The sequence below is a fragment of the Diaphorobacter limosus genome, assembly GCF_033100095.1.
Classification (GTDB): domain Bacteria; phylum Pseudomonadota; class Gammaproteobacteria; order Burkholderiales; family Burkholderiaceae_C; genus Alicycliphilus; species Alicycliphilus limosus.
The window spans coordinates 603,066-618,887 of record NZ_CP136921.1; the positions used below are offsets into that span (position 1 = coordinate 603,066).

Annotated in this window: 14 protein-coding genes and 2 pseudogenes; 9 read left to right on the forward strand and 7 right to left on the reverse strand. The window is 65.7% G+C overall.

The genetic code is table 11. The features are described from left to right. Nucleotides 1-27: 27 nt before the first annotated feature. From P4826_RS19700 to P4826_RS02955, 3 genes are all read left to right on the forward strand, one after another. Nucleotides 28-102, forward strand: coding sequence for a hypothetical protein (locus tag P4826_RS19700; RefSeq protein ID WP_425605255.1), 75 nt, complete (start codon nucleotides 28-30; stop codon nucleotides 100-102). 67 nt (nucleotides 103-169) lie between these two features. Beyond that, nucleotides 170-646: a transcription elongation factor GreA gene (gene greA / locus P4826_RS02950; protein ID WP_317702477.1), complete on the forward strand. Its 477-nt coding sequence runs from the start codon at nucleotides 170-172 to the stop codon at nucleotides 644-646. Between the two features lie 13 nt (nucleotides 647-659). After that, nucleotides 660-1,070: a DUF4149 domain-containing protein gene (locus P4826_RS02955; protein ID WP_317702478.1), complete on the forward strand. Its 411-nt coding sequence runs from the start codon at nucleotides 660-662 to the stop codon at nucleotides 1,068-1,070. A 4-nt stretch (nucleotides 1,071-1,074) separates the two neighbouring features. Here P4826_RS02955 and P4826_RS02960 read toward each other — a convergent pair whose 3' ends face one another. Next, on the reverse strand, nucleotides 1,075-1,812 hold the full coding sequence (locus P4826_RS02960; protein WP_317702479.1) for a glycosyltransferase: 738 nt from the start codon (nucleotides 1,810-1,812) through the stop codon (nucleotides 1,075-1,077). Beyond that, nucleotides 1,812-2,282 (reverse strand): YhbY family RNA-binding protein, encoded by a 471-nt coding sequence (locus P4826_RS02965; protein WP_317702480.1) that lies wholly within the window; start codon nucleotides 2,280-2,282, stop codon nucleotides 1,812-1,814. The genes P4826_RS02960 and P4826_RS02965 overlap by 1 nt, the downstream gene beginning before the upstream one ends. A 20-nt stretch (nucleotides 2,283-2,302) precedes the next feature. On the opposite strand from P4826_RS02965, the gene P4826_RS02970 reads away from it, so the two are divergent. The 4 genes from P4826_RS02970 (at nucleotide 2,303) to glmM (ending at nucleotide 7,292) form a co-directional block, all read left to right on the forward strand. After that, nucleotides 2,303-2,965 carry an RlmE family RNA methyltransferase gene (locus P4826_RS02970; protein ID WP_317702481.1) on the forward strand — a complete coding sequence of 221 codons (663 nt, stop codon included), beginning with the start codon at nucleotides 2,303-2,305 and terminating at the stop codon, nucleotides 2,963-2,965. 137 nt (nucleotides 2,966-3,102) lie between these two features. After that, nucleotides 3,103-5,025, forward strand: a complete 1,923-nt coding sequence (gene ftsH, locus P4826_RS02975) for an ATP-dependent zinc metalloprotease FtsH (RefSeq protein ID WP_317702482.1) — start codon at nucleotides 3,103-3,105, stop codon at nucleotides 5,023-5,025. Nucleotides 5,026-5,089: 64 nt separating this feature from the next. After that, complete coding sequence (folP, locus tag P4826_RS02980; RefSeq protein ID WP_317702483.1) at nucleotides 5,090-5,914, forward strand: dihydropteroate synthase; 825 nt, start codon at nucleotides 5,090-5,092, stop codon at nucleotides 5,912-5,914. 43 nt (nucleotides 5,915-5,957) lie between these two features. Further along, complete coding sequence (gene glmM, locus P4826_RS02985; protein WP_317702484.1) at nucleotides 5,958-7,292, forward strand: phosphoglucosamine mutase; 1,335 nt, start codon at nucleotides 5,958-5,960, stop codon at nucleotides 7,290-7,292. 38 nt (nucleotides 7,293-7,330) lie between these two features. Here glmM and P4826_RS02990 read toward each other — a convergent pair whose 3' ends face one another. From P4826_RS02990 to P4826_RS03005, 4 genes are all read right to left on the reverse strand, one after another. Beyond that, nucleotides 7,331-8,698, reverse strand: a complete 1,368-nt coding sequence (locus P4826_RS02990; protein WP_317702485.1) for an MATE family efflux transporter — start codon at nucleotides 8,696-8,698, stop codon at nucleotides 7,331-7,333. After that, nucleotides 8,698-10,395, reverse strand: coding sequence for a hypothetical protein (locus P4826_RS02995; protein WP_317702486.1), 1,698 nt, complete (start codon nucleotides 10,393-10,395; stop codon nucleotides 8,698-8,700). The genes P4826_RS02990 and P4826_RS02995 overlap by 1 nt, the downstream gene beginning before the upstream one ends. Nucleotides 10,396-10,488: 93 nt before the next feature. After that, nucleotides 10,489-10,734: a type B 50S ribosomal protein L31 gene (locus tag P4826_RS03000; RefSeq protein ID WP_317702487.1), complete on the reverse strand. Its 246-nt coding sequence runs from the start codon at nucleotides 10,732-10,734 to the stop codon at nucleotides 10,489-10,491. Nucleotides 10,735-10,854: 120 nt separating this feature from the next. After that, on the reverse strand, nucleotides 10,855-11,388 hold the full coding sequence (locus P4826_RS03005; protein WP_317702488.1) for a PadR family transcriptional regulator: 534 nt from the start codon (nucleotides 11,386-11,388) through the stop codon (nucleotides 10,855-10,857). A 117-nt stretch (nucleotides 11,389-11,505) separates the two neighbouring features. On the opposite strand from P4826_RS03005, the pseudogene P4826_RS03010 reads away from it, so the two are divergent. Together P4826_RS03010 and P4826_RS03015 are read left to right on the forward strand one after the other, a co-directional pair. Continuing rightward, nucleotides 11,506-13,527: pseudogene (locus tag P4826_RS03010) on the forward strand (oxidoreductase); the annotation flags it as partial. 147 nt (nucleotides 13,528-13,674) lie between these two features. Next, nucleotides 13,675-14,424 (forward strand): annotated as a pseudogene (locus P4826_RS03015) (crotonase/enoyl-CoA hydratase family protein); the annotation flags it as partial. 58 nt (nucleotides 14,425-14,482) lie between these two features. On the opposite strand, the gene rho reads toward P4826_RS03015, so the two are convergent. Beyond that, on the reverse strand, nucleotides 14,483-15,745 hold the full coding sequence (gene rho, locus P4826_RS03020; protein WP_317702489.1) for a transcription termination factor Rho: 1,263 nt from the start codon (nucleotides 15,743-15,745) through the stop codon (nucleotides 14,483-14,485). Between the last annotated feature and the right edge of the window lie 77 nt (nucleotides 15,746-15,822).

Genomic DNA, 15,822 nt, shown 5'->3' on the forward strand with positions numbered 1-15,822 from the left:
TGAAGCACCTGGATAAGCTCGACGTGTATTCGGTGCAGGAGCTGCATGCGCAGCTGCCCACCGCTTGAGCGCGCAGGCAAACGCGGCATAATTCGCCCTTGAGAAGACCGCCGCGCGGCAACGCGCGGCGGTTTGCTTTTTGCTTTTTTGGAATCTGGAGACTTCGATCATGGCCACCATTCCCATCACCAAGCGCGGCGCCGAAAAGCTCAAGGCCGAGCTGCACCGCCTCAAGACCGTGGAGCGCCCCGCGGTCATCAACGCCATTGCCGAGGCGCGCGCCCAGGGCGACCTGAGTGAAAACGCCGAGTACGAGGCCGCCAAGGATCGCCAGGGCTTCATCGAGGGCCGCATCATGGAGGTCGAGGGCAAGCTGTCGGCCGCGCAGATCATCGATCCCTCGCAACTCGATGCCGGCGGCCGCGTGGTGTTTGGCGCCACTGTCGAGCTCGAAGACGAGGACAGCGGCGACACCGTCAAGTACCAGATCGTGGGCGAGGACGAGGCCGACTTGAAGCACGGCCTGATCAATGTGTCCAGCCCCATCGCCCGCGCGCTGATCGGCAAGGAAGAGGGTGACACCGCCGAGGTACAGGCTCCGGGCGGGTTGCGCCGCTACGAAGTGGTCACCGTCAGCTACCTCTGACGGTCTGCCGGCCATGCGTGAACGCCTGCCGGTGTTGGCCGCCGCCCTGTGGTGGGGCAGCCTGTGCGCCATGGGTTTTGTCGCCGTGCCGCTGCTGTTCGCCCACCTGCCCACGCCAGCGCTGGCGGGGAACATGGCGGCGCGCCTGTTCGAGGCGCAGACCTATATTTCTATAGCGTGTTGCGCTTTATTGTTGGTGATTTCAAAGCATAAATATGCTGAAAAGCAGGAACCATGGGCGCAAGCAGCTATGGTTTTTGTGATTGCCGGCCTGCTGCTGGCGTTGCTGCAGCAGTACGTCGTGGCCCCGCGCATCCTGGCGCGGCAGAACCTGCGCCTGTGGCACGGTGCGGGCAGTGCCATGTATGCCCTGCAGTGGCTGTGCGCACTGGCCGTGCTTTGGCGTACGGCGGCGCGGCGCTGACCGGCTATTCGCGCCAGTGTTCGGCCACCCAGGTGGCGGGCTGGATATGGCGAAAGCGCCGGTTGCGCCGGCCGGCGAGGGCGTCGGGCGGGTTGCATTCGCCGTGGAAGATGACGATGCGCGCACCTTCGGGCACGAAGGGTGCCTTCCAGTAGTTGGTCGGCCAGGGCGGAATGCCGTGGTACTTGAAGCTCGGGCACCAGTCCTTGGGCCAGTACTGTAGCTTGCCCTGCTTGTGCAAAAAGTCCGACAGGTAGGCCTGTTCGTTGCGGTACTGGCGCCTGATTTCTTCGAAATGGCCGCGAAAGTACGCCAGCACATCCGGGTGCGCACCCAGCTCGAAGCGGTACACCGACGAGTTGCCGGTGATGCGCCAGGGGCGCTTGTAGTCGTGGATGATGAGAAAGTCGCCCGGCTGGGTGAAGAAATCATCCAGGCTGCCGGTGATGACCACATCCACGTCCAGGAACAGCGCCGTCCCTTTCAGGCCGTACAGATCACCGGTAAATGTCGCCAGCTTGTTCCAGCCGCGCTCGGGTATGCCGGCGGGCAGGTTCAGGGGGGGAATCGGCAGGCATTGCACCTCGGGCCTGATCCCGGCGCTGTCGTCGGTCAGGCAGACGAAGTTAAAGTCGCCGCTCAGGTGGCGGCGCACCATGGCGTAGAGCCGGTTGACGTACTCGGGGCCGTACTTGGTGCCCCATTTCATGCACAGGATGTGGCGCTGGCGCGGCGAGGTCATCACTGGCCCTGGTTTTTCTTGACGGATTTCAGCTTGGGCTTGGCGCGCTTGATCTGGCCGCCGGATGTCAGGCGCTGGTTACCCAGCACGCGCAGCTGTTTGACCTCGGGGCGTTGGCCGGGCCGGCCGTACTTCAAAACCTTGACGTCGCGCGGGCCGCTCTTGCGGTCTTCGTCCAGGGGCTTGTCCTTGGCCGGGATGGGGCGCCACAGCACCAGCAGCTTGCCAATGTGCTGGATGGGGGCGGCGTTCAGCTCTCCCGCCAGCTGCTGGTACATGGCCTCGCGCGCGGCGCGGTCGTCACCGAATACGCGCACCTTGATCAGCCCGTGGGCGTTCAGGGCGGCGTCGATTTCCTTTTGCACCGCCGGGGTCAGGCCATCGCCGCCGATCATGACCACGGGATCGAGGTGGTGGGCATTGGCGCGGTGTTCCCGGCGCTCGGCCGGGGTCAGTTGAATTTGAGGCATAGGCCGTATTATCTCAAGGCATGAAAGTCCAGACAAAAAGCAAGAAGGTCAACAAGGCGTGGCTCAATGACCATGTCCACGACCCTTACGTCAAGCTCGCACAAAAAGAGGGCTATCGCGCCCGCGCGGCCTACAAGCTCAAGGAAATCGATGAGCAGTTCGGGCTGATCCAGTCCGGCCATACGGTGGTGGATCTGGGCAGCGCGCCAGGCGCATGGAGCCAGTATGTGCGCCGGCGCCTGTCGCCGGGTGGCGCGGCCGTGGGGCAGCTGGCGGGTACCATCATTGCGCTGGACATCCTGCCCATGGAGCCCATCGAGGGCGTGGTGTTCCTGCAGGGCGATTTTCGTGACGACGAGGTGCTGGCGCGCCTGCAGCAGGCCGTGCAGGGCCGGCCCGTGGACTTGGTGGTGTCCGACATGGCGCCCAATCTCTCGGGCGTGGAGTCGGTCGATGCCGTGCGCATTGCCCATTTGGTCGAACTGGCGGTGGACTTTGCCGTGCATCACCTGAAGCCCGATGGCGCCCTGGTCGTGAAACTGTTCCACGGCAGTGGCTACGCGCAGCTGGTGCAGCTGTTCAAGGACACTTTCCGCGTGGTCAAGCCAGTCAAGCCCAAGGCCTCGCGCGACCGGTCTTCCGAGACCTTTTTGGTCGGAATAGGGCGCAAGCCAACCGCCTGATCTTTGCCCATGGGCCGCGCCGGGGTTAATCCAGCGCCGGGCAGTGGTTGAAACGCCTAAAATGACCCCCAAATGCGCCAGGACGTCCCCATGACGGTTTCCTGGCCGCTCATCTTTTTCTGAATCTGGAGCCCCGCTTGAACAATCAGTGGTTTTCAAAAGTCGCAGTCTGGCTGGTCATAGCCATGGTGCTCTTTACGGTGTTCAAACAGTTTGACACCCGCACGGGCGTTGGCGCCGGGGCTGTGGGCTATTCGGAGTTCCTGGAGGACGTGCGCAACCACCGCATCAAGAGTGCCACCATCCAGGAAGGCCAGGGCGGCAGCACCGAGATCGTCGCCATCACCAATGATGATCGTCGCATCCGCACCACGGCCACCTATCTGGATCGGGGCCTGATTGGCGACCTGGTCAACAACAACGTCAAGTTCGACGTGCGCCCGCGCGAGGAAGGCTCGCTACTCATGACGCTGCTGGTCAGCTGGGGCCCGATGCTGCTGCTCATCGGCGTGTGGGTGTACTTCATGCGCCAGATGCAGGGCGGCGGCAAGGGTGGGGCCTTCAGCTTCGGCAAGTCCAAGGCGCGCATGCTCGACGAGAACAACAACACCGTCACCTTTGCTGATGTGGCCGGCTGCGACGAGGCCAAGGAAGAGGTCAAGGAGGTGGTTGACTTCCTGAAAGACCCGCAGAAGTTCCAGAAGCTCGGTGGGCGCATCCCGCGCGGCCTGCTGCTGGTCGGCCCTCCGGGCACTGGCAAGACGCTGTTGGCCAAGTCGATTGCCGGCGAGGCCAAGGTGCCGTTCTTCTCCATCTCGGGCTCCGACTTCGTCGAGATGTTCGTCGGCGTGGGCGCGGCGCGCGTGCGCGACATGTTCGAGAACGCCAAGAAGAACGCCCCCTGCATCATCTTCATCGACGAAATCGACGCCGTCGGCCGCCAGCGTGGCGCGGGCCTGGGCGGCGGTAACGACGAGCGCGAACAGACGCTGAACCAGATGCTGGTTGAGATGGATGGCTTCGAGACCAACCTGGGCGTGATCGTGGTCGCCGCCACCAACCGCCCCGACATTCTGGACGCGGCCCTGCTGCGCCCGGGGCGCTTTGACCGCCAGGTGTATGTGACGCTGCCCGACATCCGTGGTCGCGAGCAGATCCTGAACGTGCACATGCGCAAGATCCCCGTGGGCCAGGACGTGAACCCGGCCGTCATCGCACGCGGCACGCCCGGCATGAGCGGGGCCGATCTTGCCAACCTCTGCAACGAGGCCGCCCTGATGGCCGCGCGCCGCAATGCGCGCACCGTGGAGATGCAGGACTTCGAGAAGGCCAAGGACAAGATCATCATGGGCCCGGAGCGCAAGAGCATGGTCATGCCCGAGGAGGAGCGCCGCAACACCGCTTACCACGAGGCCGGCCATGCGCTCATCGGCAAGCTGCTGCCCAAATGCGACCCGGTGCACAAGGTCACCATCATCCCGCGCGGGCGGGCCCTGGGCGTGACCATGAGCCTGCCCGAGAAAGACCGCTACTCCTACGACAAGGAGTACATGCTGAACCAGATCGCCATGTTGTTCGGTGGACGTATCGCCGAAGAGGTGTTCATGCACCAGATGACCACCGGTGCCAGCAACGACTTCGAGCGCGCGACCTCGATCGCGCGCGACATGGTCATGCGCTATGGCATGACGGCGGCCCTGGGCCCCATGGTCTACGCCGAGAACGAGGGTGAGGTCTTCCTCGGCCGCTCGGTCACCAAGACCACCAACATCTCGGAAGAAACCATGCAGAAGGTGGACGCCGAGGTGCGCCGCATCATCGACGAGCAATATGCCCTGGCGCGCAAGCTTATCGAGGACAACCAGGACAAGATGCACGCCATGGCCAAGGCCATGCTGGAGTGGGAAACCATCGACGCCGAGCAACTCGACGACATCATGGCCGGGAAGGAGCCGCGTCCCCCGAAGGACTGGACGCCACGCACGCCCCCCTCCGGTGGCGATGGCTCGGGTGGCGGCACGCCTGCCGTGAAGCCCGATCCCACGCCGACTGCCGCCTGATGAGAGGCCGCAGCGTTTGATTCACGGGGCCTTGGGGCCCCGTTTGTCCATCTATCCCAGCCCCATGCTTTGGCAAACCGCCCGCTTTGACCTCGACCTGACGCATGCGCGGGTCATGGGCATCGTCAACGTCACGCCCGATTCGTTCTCCGATGGTGGCCAGCACGCCGGCACGGCGGCGGCCCTGCGCCACTGCGAGCAGTTGCTCAAGGAGGGGGCGGACATTCTGGACATTGGCGGCGAATCCACCCGCCCTGGCAGCCCGGCGCTGCCGTTGCAGGACGAGCTGCAACGCGTCTTGCCGGTAATGCGGGAGGCCGTGCGCCTGGGCGTGCCCATCTCGGTCGATACCTACAAGCCCCAGGTGATGCAGGCCGCGCTGGATCTGGGCGCAGACATCGTGAACGACATCTGGGCCCTGCGCCAAAGCGGCGCGGCGCAGGTGGTGGCGGCGCACCCGCGCTGCGGCCTGTGCCTGATGCACATGCACCGCGACCCGCAGACCATGCAGACGGCCCCCATGCAGGGAGATGTCGTGCCGCAGGTACTCACTTTTTTAGAGCTGCAGGCTCAATATCTACAAGGCTTGGGTGTCAATAAATCTCGGATCGCCATCGACCCCGGCATAGGCTTTGGCAAGACCGTACAGCAGAACTTTGCACTGCTGGCGCGCCAGCGCGAGCTGCTGGCCTTGGGCTACCCCGTGCTTGCCGGCTGGTCACGCAAATCGTCGCTGGGCGCGGTCACCGGCCTGCCGGTGCAGGAGCGCCTGGGCGCCAGCGTGGCGGCCGCCTTGCTGGCCGTGCAGCAGGGCGCGCGCATCGTGCGCGTGCACGATGTGCGCGACACCGTCGGCGCGCTGGCTACCTGGCGCGCCATGCAAGAGTAGACCCCTATAGAACAGACCCATTGATCAAGAGAGGACGCACCCCATGACCCGTCAATACTTTGGCACCGATGGCATCCGCGGCACCGTGGGCCAGGCGCCCATCACGCCCGACTTCGTGTTGCGCCTGGCGCATGCGGTGGGGCGCGTGCTGCGCCGCACCGAGGAGCGCCCTACGGTGCTGATCGGCAAGGACACGCGCATTTCCGGCTACATGCTGGAGGCGGCGCTGGAATCGGGTTTCAACTCCGCCGGGGTCGATGTAGTGCTGCTCGGGCCGCTGCCCACGCCGGGCGTGGCCTACCTCACGCGCGCGCAGCGCGCCAGCCTGGGCGTGGTGATCAGCGCCAGCCACAACCCCTACCCGGACAACGGCATCAAGTTCTTCAGCGCCCAGGGCACCAAGCTGCCCGACGCCTGGGAGGAAGAGGTCGAGGCAGCGCTGCAGCAGCCGCCCATGTGGGCCGATTCGGCATCCTTGGGCAAGACGCGCCGGCTCGATGATGCGGCCGGCCGCTACATCGAGTTCTGCAAGAGCACCTTTGACCACGACCTGAGTCTGCGCGGCGTGAAGATCGTCGTCGATGCCGCCCATGGCGCCGCCTACCAAATCGCCCCCATGGTGTTCCACGAACTGGGCGCCGACGTCGTCGCCATAGGCTGTGCCCCCGATGGCGTGAACATCAACCATGAGGTGGGTGCCACCCACCCCGAAGCGCTGGTACGGGCCGTGTGCACCAACCAGGCCGACTTTGGCGTGGCCCTGGATGGCGATGCCGACCGCCTGCAGATCGTCGATGCCAGCGGCCGCCTGTACAACGGCGACGAGCTGCTCTACCTGATGGCCGCCGAGCGCCTGGCACGTGACGAGCATGTGCCCGGCGTGGTCGGCACCCTGATGACCAACATGGCCGTGGAGCAGGCCCTGACAAGGCGCGGTGTGAAGTTCGTGCGCGCCAAGGTGGGCGACCGCTATGTGCTTGAAGAGCTGCAGCGTCAGAACTGGCTGCTCGGTGGCGAGGGCTCGGGCCATCTGCTGGCGCTTGATTGCCACACCACGGGCGATGGCCTGATCAGCGCGCTGCAGGTGCTGCAGGCCTGTGTGCGCAGCCAGAAGACGCTGGCCGAGTTGCTTGCCGATGTGCCGCTGTTTCCCCAGGTGCTGCTCAACGTGCGCCTCAAACCCGATCAGGACTGGAAGGCGAACGCCGCGCTCGCCGACACCACGCGTGAGGTACAGGCCGAGCTGGCCGACAACGGCCGCCTGCTGGTGCGCGCCAGCGGCACCGAGCCGCTGCTGCGCGTGATGGTCGAGGCACGCGACGCAGACCAGGCCAGCCGCTGCGCCCAGCGCCTGGCGGACGCCGCACGGGCCGCCTGAGCGCAGTGGCTTTGTCTGGTGCAGGCCTGGCCTGGGCTTCAGGCGTGCACCTGGCGCTCGTCTGCCTGGCGCCGTGACAGCCTGAGCACGCCCAGCAGCAGCGCCGCAAAGACCAGGGCCGTTACCGCCAGGGCCGCGGCGCTGGCGGCCCAGAAGGGGGCTGGGGAGTGATACGGCCCCCAGCCAGCCCAGCCTTGGTAGGCCAGGCGGTAACCGCCATGCAGCCCCACACCCCACAGCAGCACCCCATATACCACCAGGGGCGCGAGTGTGATGTGATAGCTGCGCAGCACGAAGATGCACAGCGTCTGCAGCGCGTCGGCCACCTGATAGGCGGCTACCCACACCAGCAGCGATGCGGCCAATGCCACCACCTCCGGGCTGGTCGAGTACAGCCCGGCAATCGGTTGCTTTGCTATTACAAGCGTAGCTGCAAGCGCGCATCCCATAAGCGCTGCGAGCCAAAAACCATTCAAGGCTGTGGCACCGGCCTGGCGCTCGTCGCCCGCACCGCGCCAGTAGCTCACGCGGGCGCTGGTGGCAATGGCCAGCGACAGCGGCACCATGTAGACCACCGCCGCCAGGTTGGCAGCGATCTGGTGCGCGGCCGAGGCCAGGGCCCCCTGGCGCGCGATGAACAGGGCCATCAGCGTGAACGAGGTCACCTCCACCAGGATGGCCAGACCCGCAGGCAGCCCCAGGCGCAGAAAGCGTGCGATCTGCGTGCCGTCGGGGCGCTCCAGAGCGCGCCACAGCTGCAGTGGCGCATACATGGCGTGGCGGCGCAGCATGGCCCAGCCCAGCAGCATCAGGCCGTAGTTGACCACCAGCGTGGCCCAGGCGCAGCCCGCCACGCCCTGGGGCGCCAGGCCGGCGCCGCCGAAGGTGAACCAGATAGACAGCGGCAGTTTCAGCGCCAGCGAGCCCACCTGCAGCCAGGTGACCAGCTGCGGGTGGCCCAGGGCCTGGTTGAGCGTGCTGTAGATGCGAAACAGCAGCGCCGGCGGCAGGCCGAAGGCCAGGATGGCCAGATAGGCGCGCACCGCGCCGCGCAACTCGGGCGGCACCTCGGTCCAGCGCAGTATCGGCTCGGGCGACAGCAGCACGGCCATGCCCAGCGCCGTGGCCACGGCCCACAGGTAGAGCGACTGGCGCACGCTCCGGCCAATGGCGGCCTGGGCATTGGCGCCGCGCTGCTCGGCCCAGACGGGCATCAGCGCCTGCAGCACGCCCATCAGCCCGACGTACACGCTGATGAACACCGCCGAACCTATGGACAGCGCGGCCAGCGCCTCCTGCGCATAGCGGCCGGCGACGATGGTGTCGGTGACGCCAAAGGCCATCACCGCCAGTTGCCCGGCCAGCACGGTCAGGGCGTGGCGCGAGATGGTGGACAGCTCGGACATCAGCGCCCGTCGTCCCTGCGATGCAGCACCAGCAGCCTATCGTTGCGATCCGTCGGACGGCTGACGATGGCCACCTCGGTCCATTGCCCAGGGGGCAGCAGCGTGACCACGGAAGGACTGGCGTCCGGGTCTGCCACCAGCCAGTCGCACTGCGCCAGCCGCGGCAGATCGACCATGGGCAATTCGCCGTGGTACATCAGCGCAGCCACTTGGGCGCGGCTCAGGCCATAGGCGGCCACGCAGCCCTGGCGCTCGGTGATGACGGCGCGCACGCCGGCCACCTGCGGCGCCAGGCTGCGGCCGTAGTCCAGTATCGGCAGCCACAGCGTCATGAGCAGCAGCCAGCCCAGCGTGGCACCGCCGGCGGGCAGCACCAGGCTCTTCCAGATGGCGGGACGGTTGCGCGCCGTGCGCCAGGCGACCAGCAGGCACCAGGCCAGCGTGGCCACCAGCGCCACGGCAAACGGCAGCACAGAAAACGTGGACACATAGCCCGGAGCCAGCTTGGCCACGTTGGCCGCGGGCTTGGCCGGCCAGCCGGTCTGCACCGACAGCCAGACCACCCAGATGGCGATGGCCGAGATGCTGAAGAACAGCAGCGTGAACCAGTCGATCAGCGCCGCGATGCTGCGCTTGAGCGTGGGCAGGGCAAAGGCCGCCAGCGCTGCCAGCGCCGGCAGGCTGAGCAGCAGGGCTCGGTTGGCGGGGCGCGTGGCGAGCGTGGCGCCCAGGGTCACCAGCGCGAACCACAGCGGCAACCACAGGTGGCGGTGCCAGTGCCGGCTGGCGATCAGCTGGCGCCAGCGCCACAGCGTCCACAGGGCCAGTGGCCAGGCCGGCCAGCTGAACCAGGTCAAGAGTCGCACCAGGCTTTGCCATTCCCAGGGCCCATCCACCCTCACAATGCGCCAGCGCCACAGGTCCAGTTGCTGGGCCAGCAGGGCTGCCAGCAGGGTCACCGCCAGCATGAGCGCGAGCGCGGTTGCGCGCGTGCGCAGCGTGGGGCCGTGGCTATGCCACACCAGCCAGGCGCAGCCCAGGCCCAGCAGCACGGCGATGCTGGGCGCGCCGCTGAGCACCAGCCCAAGCAGTCCGATCAGGCCCGCCAGCAGCGGCCAGGCCATGCGCCAGGGCAGGGCGGCGCCGGCATAGAACAGCAAGGCCGTGCTGGCCAGCTGCGTCAGGTAGCCCGTGGTTTCATGCGACAGCTGGGCCAGGCCCAGGCAGGCGATCAGGGCCAGCAGGCCGCCATCGGCCATGGCACGGGCGTAGTCGGCAGGCTGGGCCTCGCCGCCAAAGGCAAAGGCCACGGGCTGGGCTCCTGGGCCGCGTGCCAGGTAGTACACGCCATACCAGGTGGCCGACAGGGTCAGCAGCAGCAGAGCGATGAAAGGCACGCGCGCCGCCAGATCCAGGGGCAGCCAGCCACCCAAGGCCTGTATGGCCCAGGCCCCCAGCCAGTAATGCAGCAAGCCGTCGCCGTCACCCGGCAGGCCGGCCAGCAGCGGGTGCAGCCAACTGGTGTGACCCAGCGCCAGTTCGCGCATGTAGCCGAACGAGGCCATGTCGTCGCTGCGCCAGGGCGCCCGCCCGACAAAGCCCGGCACGGCATAGGCCAGGCACAGCAGCAGCAGCGCCCAGCGCGGCAGCGGCCGCACGGCACTCTGGGCAACGATGGCGGGGGTGGGGTGATTCACACGAAGGTGGTTTGGAGGGCGTAAAAAAAGGCAGCGCGGTAAAGCCGGGCTGCCTTTGATGGCTTGTCACAGGCCCGGGACGGGCCTGGCCGTTTACTTCTTGCCAAAACGGTTGCGGAAGCGCTCCACGCGGCCACCCATGTTGTCCACGGATTTTTGCGTGCCGGTGTAGAAGGGGTGCGACTCGGAGGAAGTGTCCAGCTTGTACAGCGGGTATTCCTTGCCTTCGAAGGTCTCGGATTCCTTGGTGTTCACGCAGGAACGGGTCACGAACTTGAAGCCGTTGGACAGGTCAACGAACAGCACTTCGCGATAGTTGGGGTGAATGCCTTCTTTCATGCTAACTCTTTCATGGCTGCGGGAGCCGTGCCGGCCATGCACAAACCCATTGCGCATTCAAAAACTCGGCGTACTTTCCGCAAAAAGCCCTCGATTATGGCATGACTTCGCCAATTGCCATCAGGGCTGCAGCAGGGCCAGCATCTCGCGCCCCCAGGCCAGTTCGGCCTCCTCGTAGAGAATGCCTTTCTTCAAAATCATGTACTGCAGCGTCTGGGGCCGGGTGCGTGCCTGGTTGGGCGGGAAGTCGCGCGCTTCTATCTGGCGGTACTGCGCCAGGCGCTCTTCGTGCCGGGCCAGGCTGCGTTTGAGCTCCGCGCTCAGATCGACCTCGTCCAGCACCGCGTCGGCGCGCAGCTTGACGGTGAAGCCGTCGCGCAAATCGACGGGAGCCGTGGGTTCGCTGGCCCAGCGCACCAGCTCGGCGCGCCCGGCGGGCAGCACGCGGTAGTGCTTCTTGCGCGTCTTGCCGGCATCGGGCGGTACAAAGCCATCGATCCAGCCTGCGCCTTCCATGCGCGCCAGCTCACGATAGATCTGCTGGTGTGTGGCGTGCCAGAAATAGCCGATGGACTTGTCAAAACGCCGTGCCAGGTCGTAGCCCGAGGTGGACTTTTCCAAAAGCGAGGTGAGCACGGCATGGGGTAGAGACATGGCGCCGATTATTCCAGGGCCAATCTGCTATGCAACCAGTTGCATAGATAAACGAACGACCGTACACTTTTATGCAACCGGTTGCATAGATGACCGTTCCATCGACAAGGAAGCCCCATGACCTCTGCCTATCCGCACCTGCTCAGACCCCTCGACCTGGGCTTTACCACCTTGAAAAACCGCGTTCTCATGGGCTCCATGCATGTGGGCCTGGAAGAAGCTCCCAACGGTTTTGAGCGCATGGCCGCCTTCTACGCCGAGCGCGCCAAAGGCGGCGTCGGGCTGATCGTGACCGGCGGCATTGCGCCCAACGAGCAGGGCCGCCCCATGCCTGGCGGCGCGGCCATGACGACGCAGGCGGAGGCCGACAAGCACCGGGTGGTGACCGAGGCCGTGCACGCCGCCGGCGGCAAGATTTGCATGCAGATCCTGCACTTTGGCCGCTACGCCTACCACCCGGAGCTGGTGGCGCCCAGCAGCCTCAAGGCCCCCATCAGCCCATTCCCGCCCAAGGCGTTGACGACCGAGGAGGTCAAGCAGACGGTGGAGGACTACGCCAATGCCGCCGCGCTGGCGCAAAGCGCGGGCTACGACGGGGTGGAGATCATGGGCTCGGAGGGCTACCTCATCAATGAGTTCATCGCCGCGCAGACGAATCAGCGGGACGACGAGTACGGCGGCAGCTACGAGAACCGCATCCGCTTCCCGCTGCAGATCGTGCGCCGTACGCGCGAGCGGGTGGGGGCGAACTTCATCCTCATCTTCCGCCTGTCTATGCTCGATCTGGTCGAGGGCGGCTCCACGCATGAAGAGGTGGTGCAGCTGGCGCAGGCGCTGGAGGCCGCCGGCGTGACGATTTTGAACACCGGCATCGGCTGGCACGAGGCGCGTATCCCCACGATTGCCACCAAGGTGCCACGCGCCGCCTGGGCCTGGGTGACCGAGCAGCTCAAGGGCAAGGTCGGCATTCCCCTGGTCGCCACCAACCGCATCAACACGCCGGACGTGGCCGAGGGCATTCTGGCCAGCGGCCAGGCCGACATGGTCAGCATGGCGCGGCCCTTCCTGGCCGACCCGGAGTTTGTGAACAAAGCCGCCGCTGGCCGGGCGCAGGACATCAACACCTGCATCGCCTGCAACCAGGCTTGTTTGGATCACACCTTCGCCGGCAAGATCACCAGCTGCCTGGTCAATCCCCGCGCCTGCCACGAAACCATCCTGGTGTCGCTGCCGCTATCGAAAAAAGAGCGCGTGGCAGTGGTGGGCGCGGGCCCTGCCGGCCTGGCCTTTGCCACCGAGGCGGCCAAGCGCGGCATGGAGGTGACCCTGTTCGACGCAGGCAGTGAAATTGGCGGCCAGTTCAATGTGGCCAAACAAATTCCGGGCAAGGAGGAGTTCCATGAGACCCTGCGTTACTTTGGCGAGCAGCTCCAGCAAACCGGCGTGAGCGTCAAGCTCGGCCAGCGCGTGGATGCCGATGCGCTGGTGAAGGAGGGCTTCAAACAGGTGGTGCTGGCCACTGGCATCACGCCGCGCCTGCCCGAGATCGACGGTATCGCTCACCCCAAGGTGCTGGGCTACCTCGATGTGCTCAAGGACAAGAAACCCGTGGGCAAGAAGGTGGCCGTGATCGGCGCCGGCGGCATCGGCTTTGACGTGTCCGAATACTTGCTGCACGAGGGCGAGAGCGCCAGCCTGAACAAGGCCAAATTCTTTGCCGAATGGGGCGTGGAGACCACCGGCGCCACGCGCGGGGGCCTGCAGCCTGCGCACATCGGCGAAGTGCCGCGCCACATCCACCTGCTGCAGCGCAAGAGCAGCAAGGTGGGCGAGGGCCTGGGCAAGACCACCGGCTGGATCCACCGCACGGGCCTGAAAAACCGGGGTGTTCACATGCTCGCGGGCGTCACCTACCGCAAGATCGACGACGCGGGCCTGCACATCACCGTGGACGGGCAGGACAGGCTGCTGGAGGTGGACAACGTCATCGTCTGCGCCGGCCAGGACCCCAACCGCGAGCTGCAGGCGGTGCTGCAGGCCCAGGGCGTGGCCGTGCACCTGATAGGCGGCGCGGACAAGGCGGCGGAACTGGACGCCAAGCGCGCCATCAAGCAGGGCACGGAGCTGGCGCTGCGCCTGGATACATCGGATACTACAAAAACAGTAGCTACTAGCGCAATACCAACAAGCGCTATAGGCCATAATGATGCAAAAAACACGGCCTTGGAACTGAGCACGCTGAGGGTGACGCTGGAAAACCACGTCGCCACCGTGCGCCTGAACCGTGCTGACAAGGCCAACGCCATGAATGCCGCCATGTGGCAGGAGATCCGCCAGGCATTCGATTGGGTGGACACCACGGCGGCGGTGCGCGTGGCCGTGCTGCAGGCCGAGGGCAAGCTGTTTTGCTCCGGCATCGACCTGGCGATGATGATGCAGATGCCCGCGCAGATCGCCGACGACTGCGAAGGCCGCCAGCGCGAGAAGCTGCGCCGCGTCATCCTCGACCTGCAAGACAGCCTGACCAGCCTGGAGCGCTGCCGCAAACCGGTGCTCGCCGCCATCCACGGCGCCTGCATCGGCGGCGGGGTCGATCTGGTGGTCTGCGCCGACATGCGCTACGCCAGCAGCGACGCCAGCTTTGCCATCAAGGAAATCGACATCGGCATGGTGGCCGACGTGGGGACGCTGCAGCGCCTGCCCAAGCTGGTGGGCCAGGGCATCACCCGCGAGCTGGCCTACACCGGGCGCAAGCTGGGCGCGGCTGAGGCGCAGAGCATAGGCTTGGTCAATCGCGTCTTCGACAGCCGTGAGGCGCTGTACGCCGGCGTGCACGAGATCGCCGCGCAGATCGCCGCCAAGTCGCCGCTGTCGATCCGCGGCAGCAAGGAGATGCTCAACTACGCCCGCGACCACAGCGTGGCCGACGGCCTGAACCATGTCGCCACCTGGAACGCCGCCATGCTGCAAAGCGACGACCTGATGGCCGCCATGATGGCGGGCATGAGCAAGCAGCAGCCGCAGTTCAAGGACTGACCCGCAAAAAAAAAGCCCCGCAATTTTGCGGGGCGTTGTGGGGCGGGGGGCTGGGTGGTCAACCGCCGCGGCGCATGGCCTCGAAGAAGTCGACGTTGCTCTTGGTCTCGCGCATCTTCTTGATCATCAGCTCCATGGACTCGATCTCGTCCATGTTGTACATGAACTGGCGCAGGATGCGGGTTTTTTGCAGGATCTCGGGCGCCAGCAGCAGTTCCTCGCGGCGCGTGCCGCTCTTGGACAGTTCGATCGCCGGGAACACGCGCTTTTCGTACAGACGGCGGCTCAGGTGGATTTCGCAGTTGCCCGTGCCCTTGAATTCTTCAAAGATCACCTCGTCCATGCGGCTGCCGGTATCGACCAGCGCGGTGGCGATGATGGTCAGCGAACCGCCTTCCTCGACCTTGCGCGCCGCGCCGAAGAAGCGCTTGGGGCGCTGCAGTGCGTTGGAATCGACACCGCCCGACAGCACCTTGCCCGAGCTGGGCACGACGTTGTTGTAGGCGCGTGCCAGGCGGGTGATGGAGTCCAGCAGGATGACCACGTCTTTTTTCAGCTCCACCAGGCGCTTGGCGCGCTCGATCACCATCTCGGCCACATGCACGTGGCGCGCGGCCGGCTCGTCGAAGGTCGAGGCAATGATCTCGCCCTTGACCGAGCGCTGCATCTCGGTCACTTCTTCCGGGCGCTCGTCCACCAGCAGCACCATCAGGTGCACATCGGGGTTGTTGGCGGTGATGGCGTGGGCGATGTGCTGCATCATCACCGTCTTGCCGCTCTTCGGGGGCGCGACGATCAGCGCGCGCTGGCCGCGGCCAATGGGGGCGATGATGTCGATGATGCGGCCGGTGATGTTCTCCTCGCCCTTGATGTCGCGCTCCAGGCGCATCTGCTCCTTGGGGAACAGCGGCGTCAGGTTCTCGAACATCACCTTGTGCTTATTCTGTTCGGGTGGCCCGCCGTTGACGGTGTCGAGCTTGGTCAAGGCAAAGTAGCGCTCGCCATCCTTGGGGATGCGCACCTCGCCCTCGATCATGTCGCCGGTGTGCAGGTTGAAGCGGCGCACCTGGCTGGGGCTGATGTAGATGTCGTCGGTACTGGCCGTGTAGCTGCTGTCGGGGCTGCGCAGAAAGCCGAAACCGTCGGGCAGGATCTCCAGCACACCGTCGGCAAACACCTGCTCGCCCGCCTTGGCGCGCTTCTTGATGATGGCGAACATCAGCTCCTGCTTGCGCATGCGGCCGCCGTTTTCGATTTCCAGGGCTTCGGCCTGCTTGAGGACCTCGGACACGTGCAGTGCCTTGAGTTCGTTAAGGTGCATGAAATGACTCCTGACGCGGAGTAGATATGTCTGTGACTGGAGGGGAAGAGGCTGCGTGCCGTATGGGCCTTGGGTTG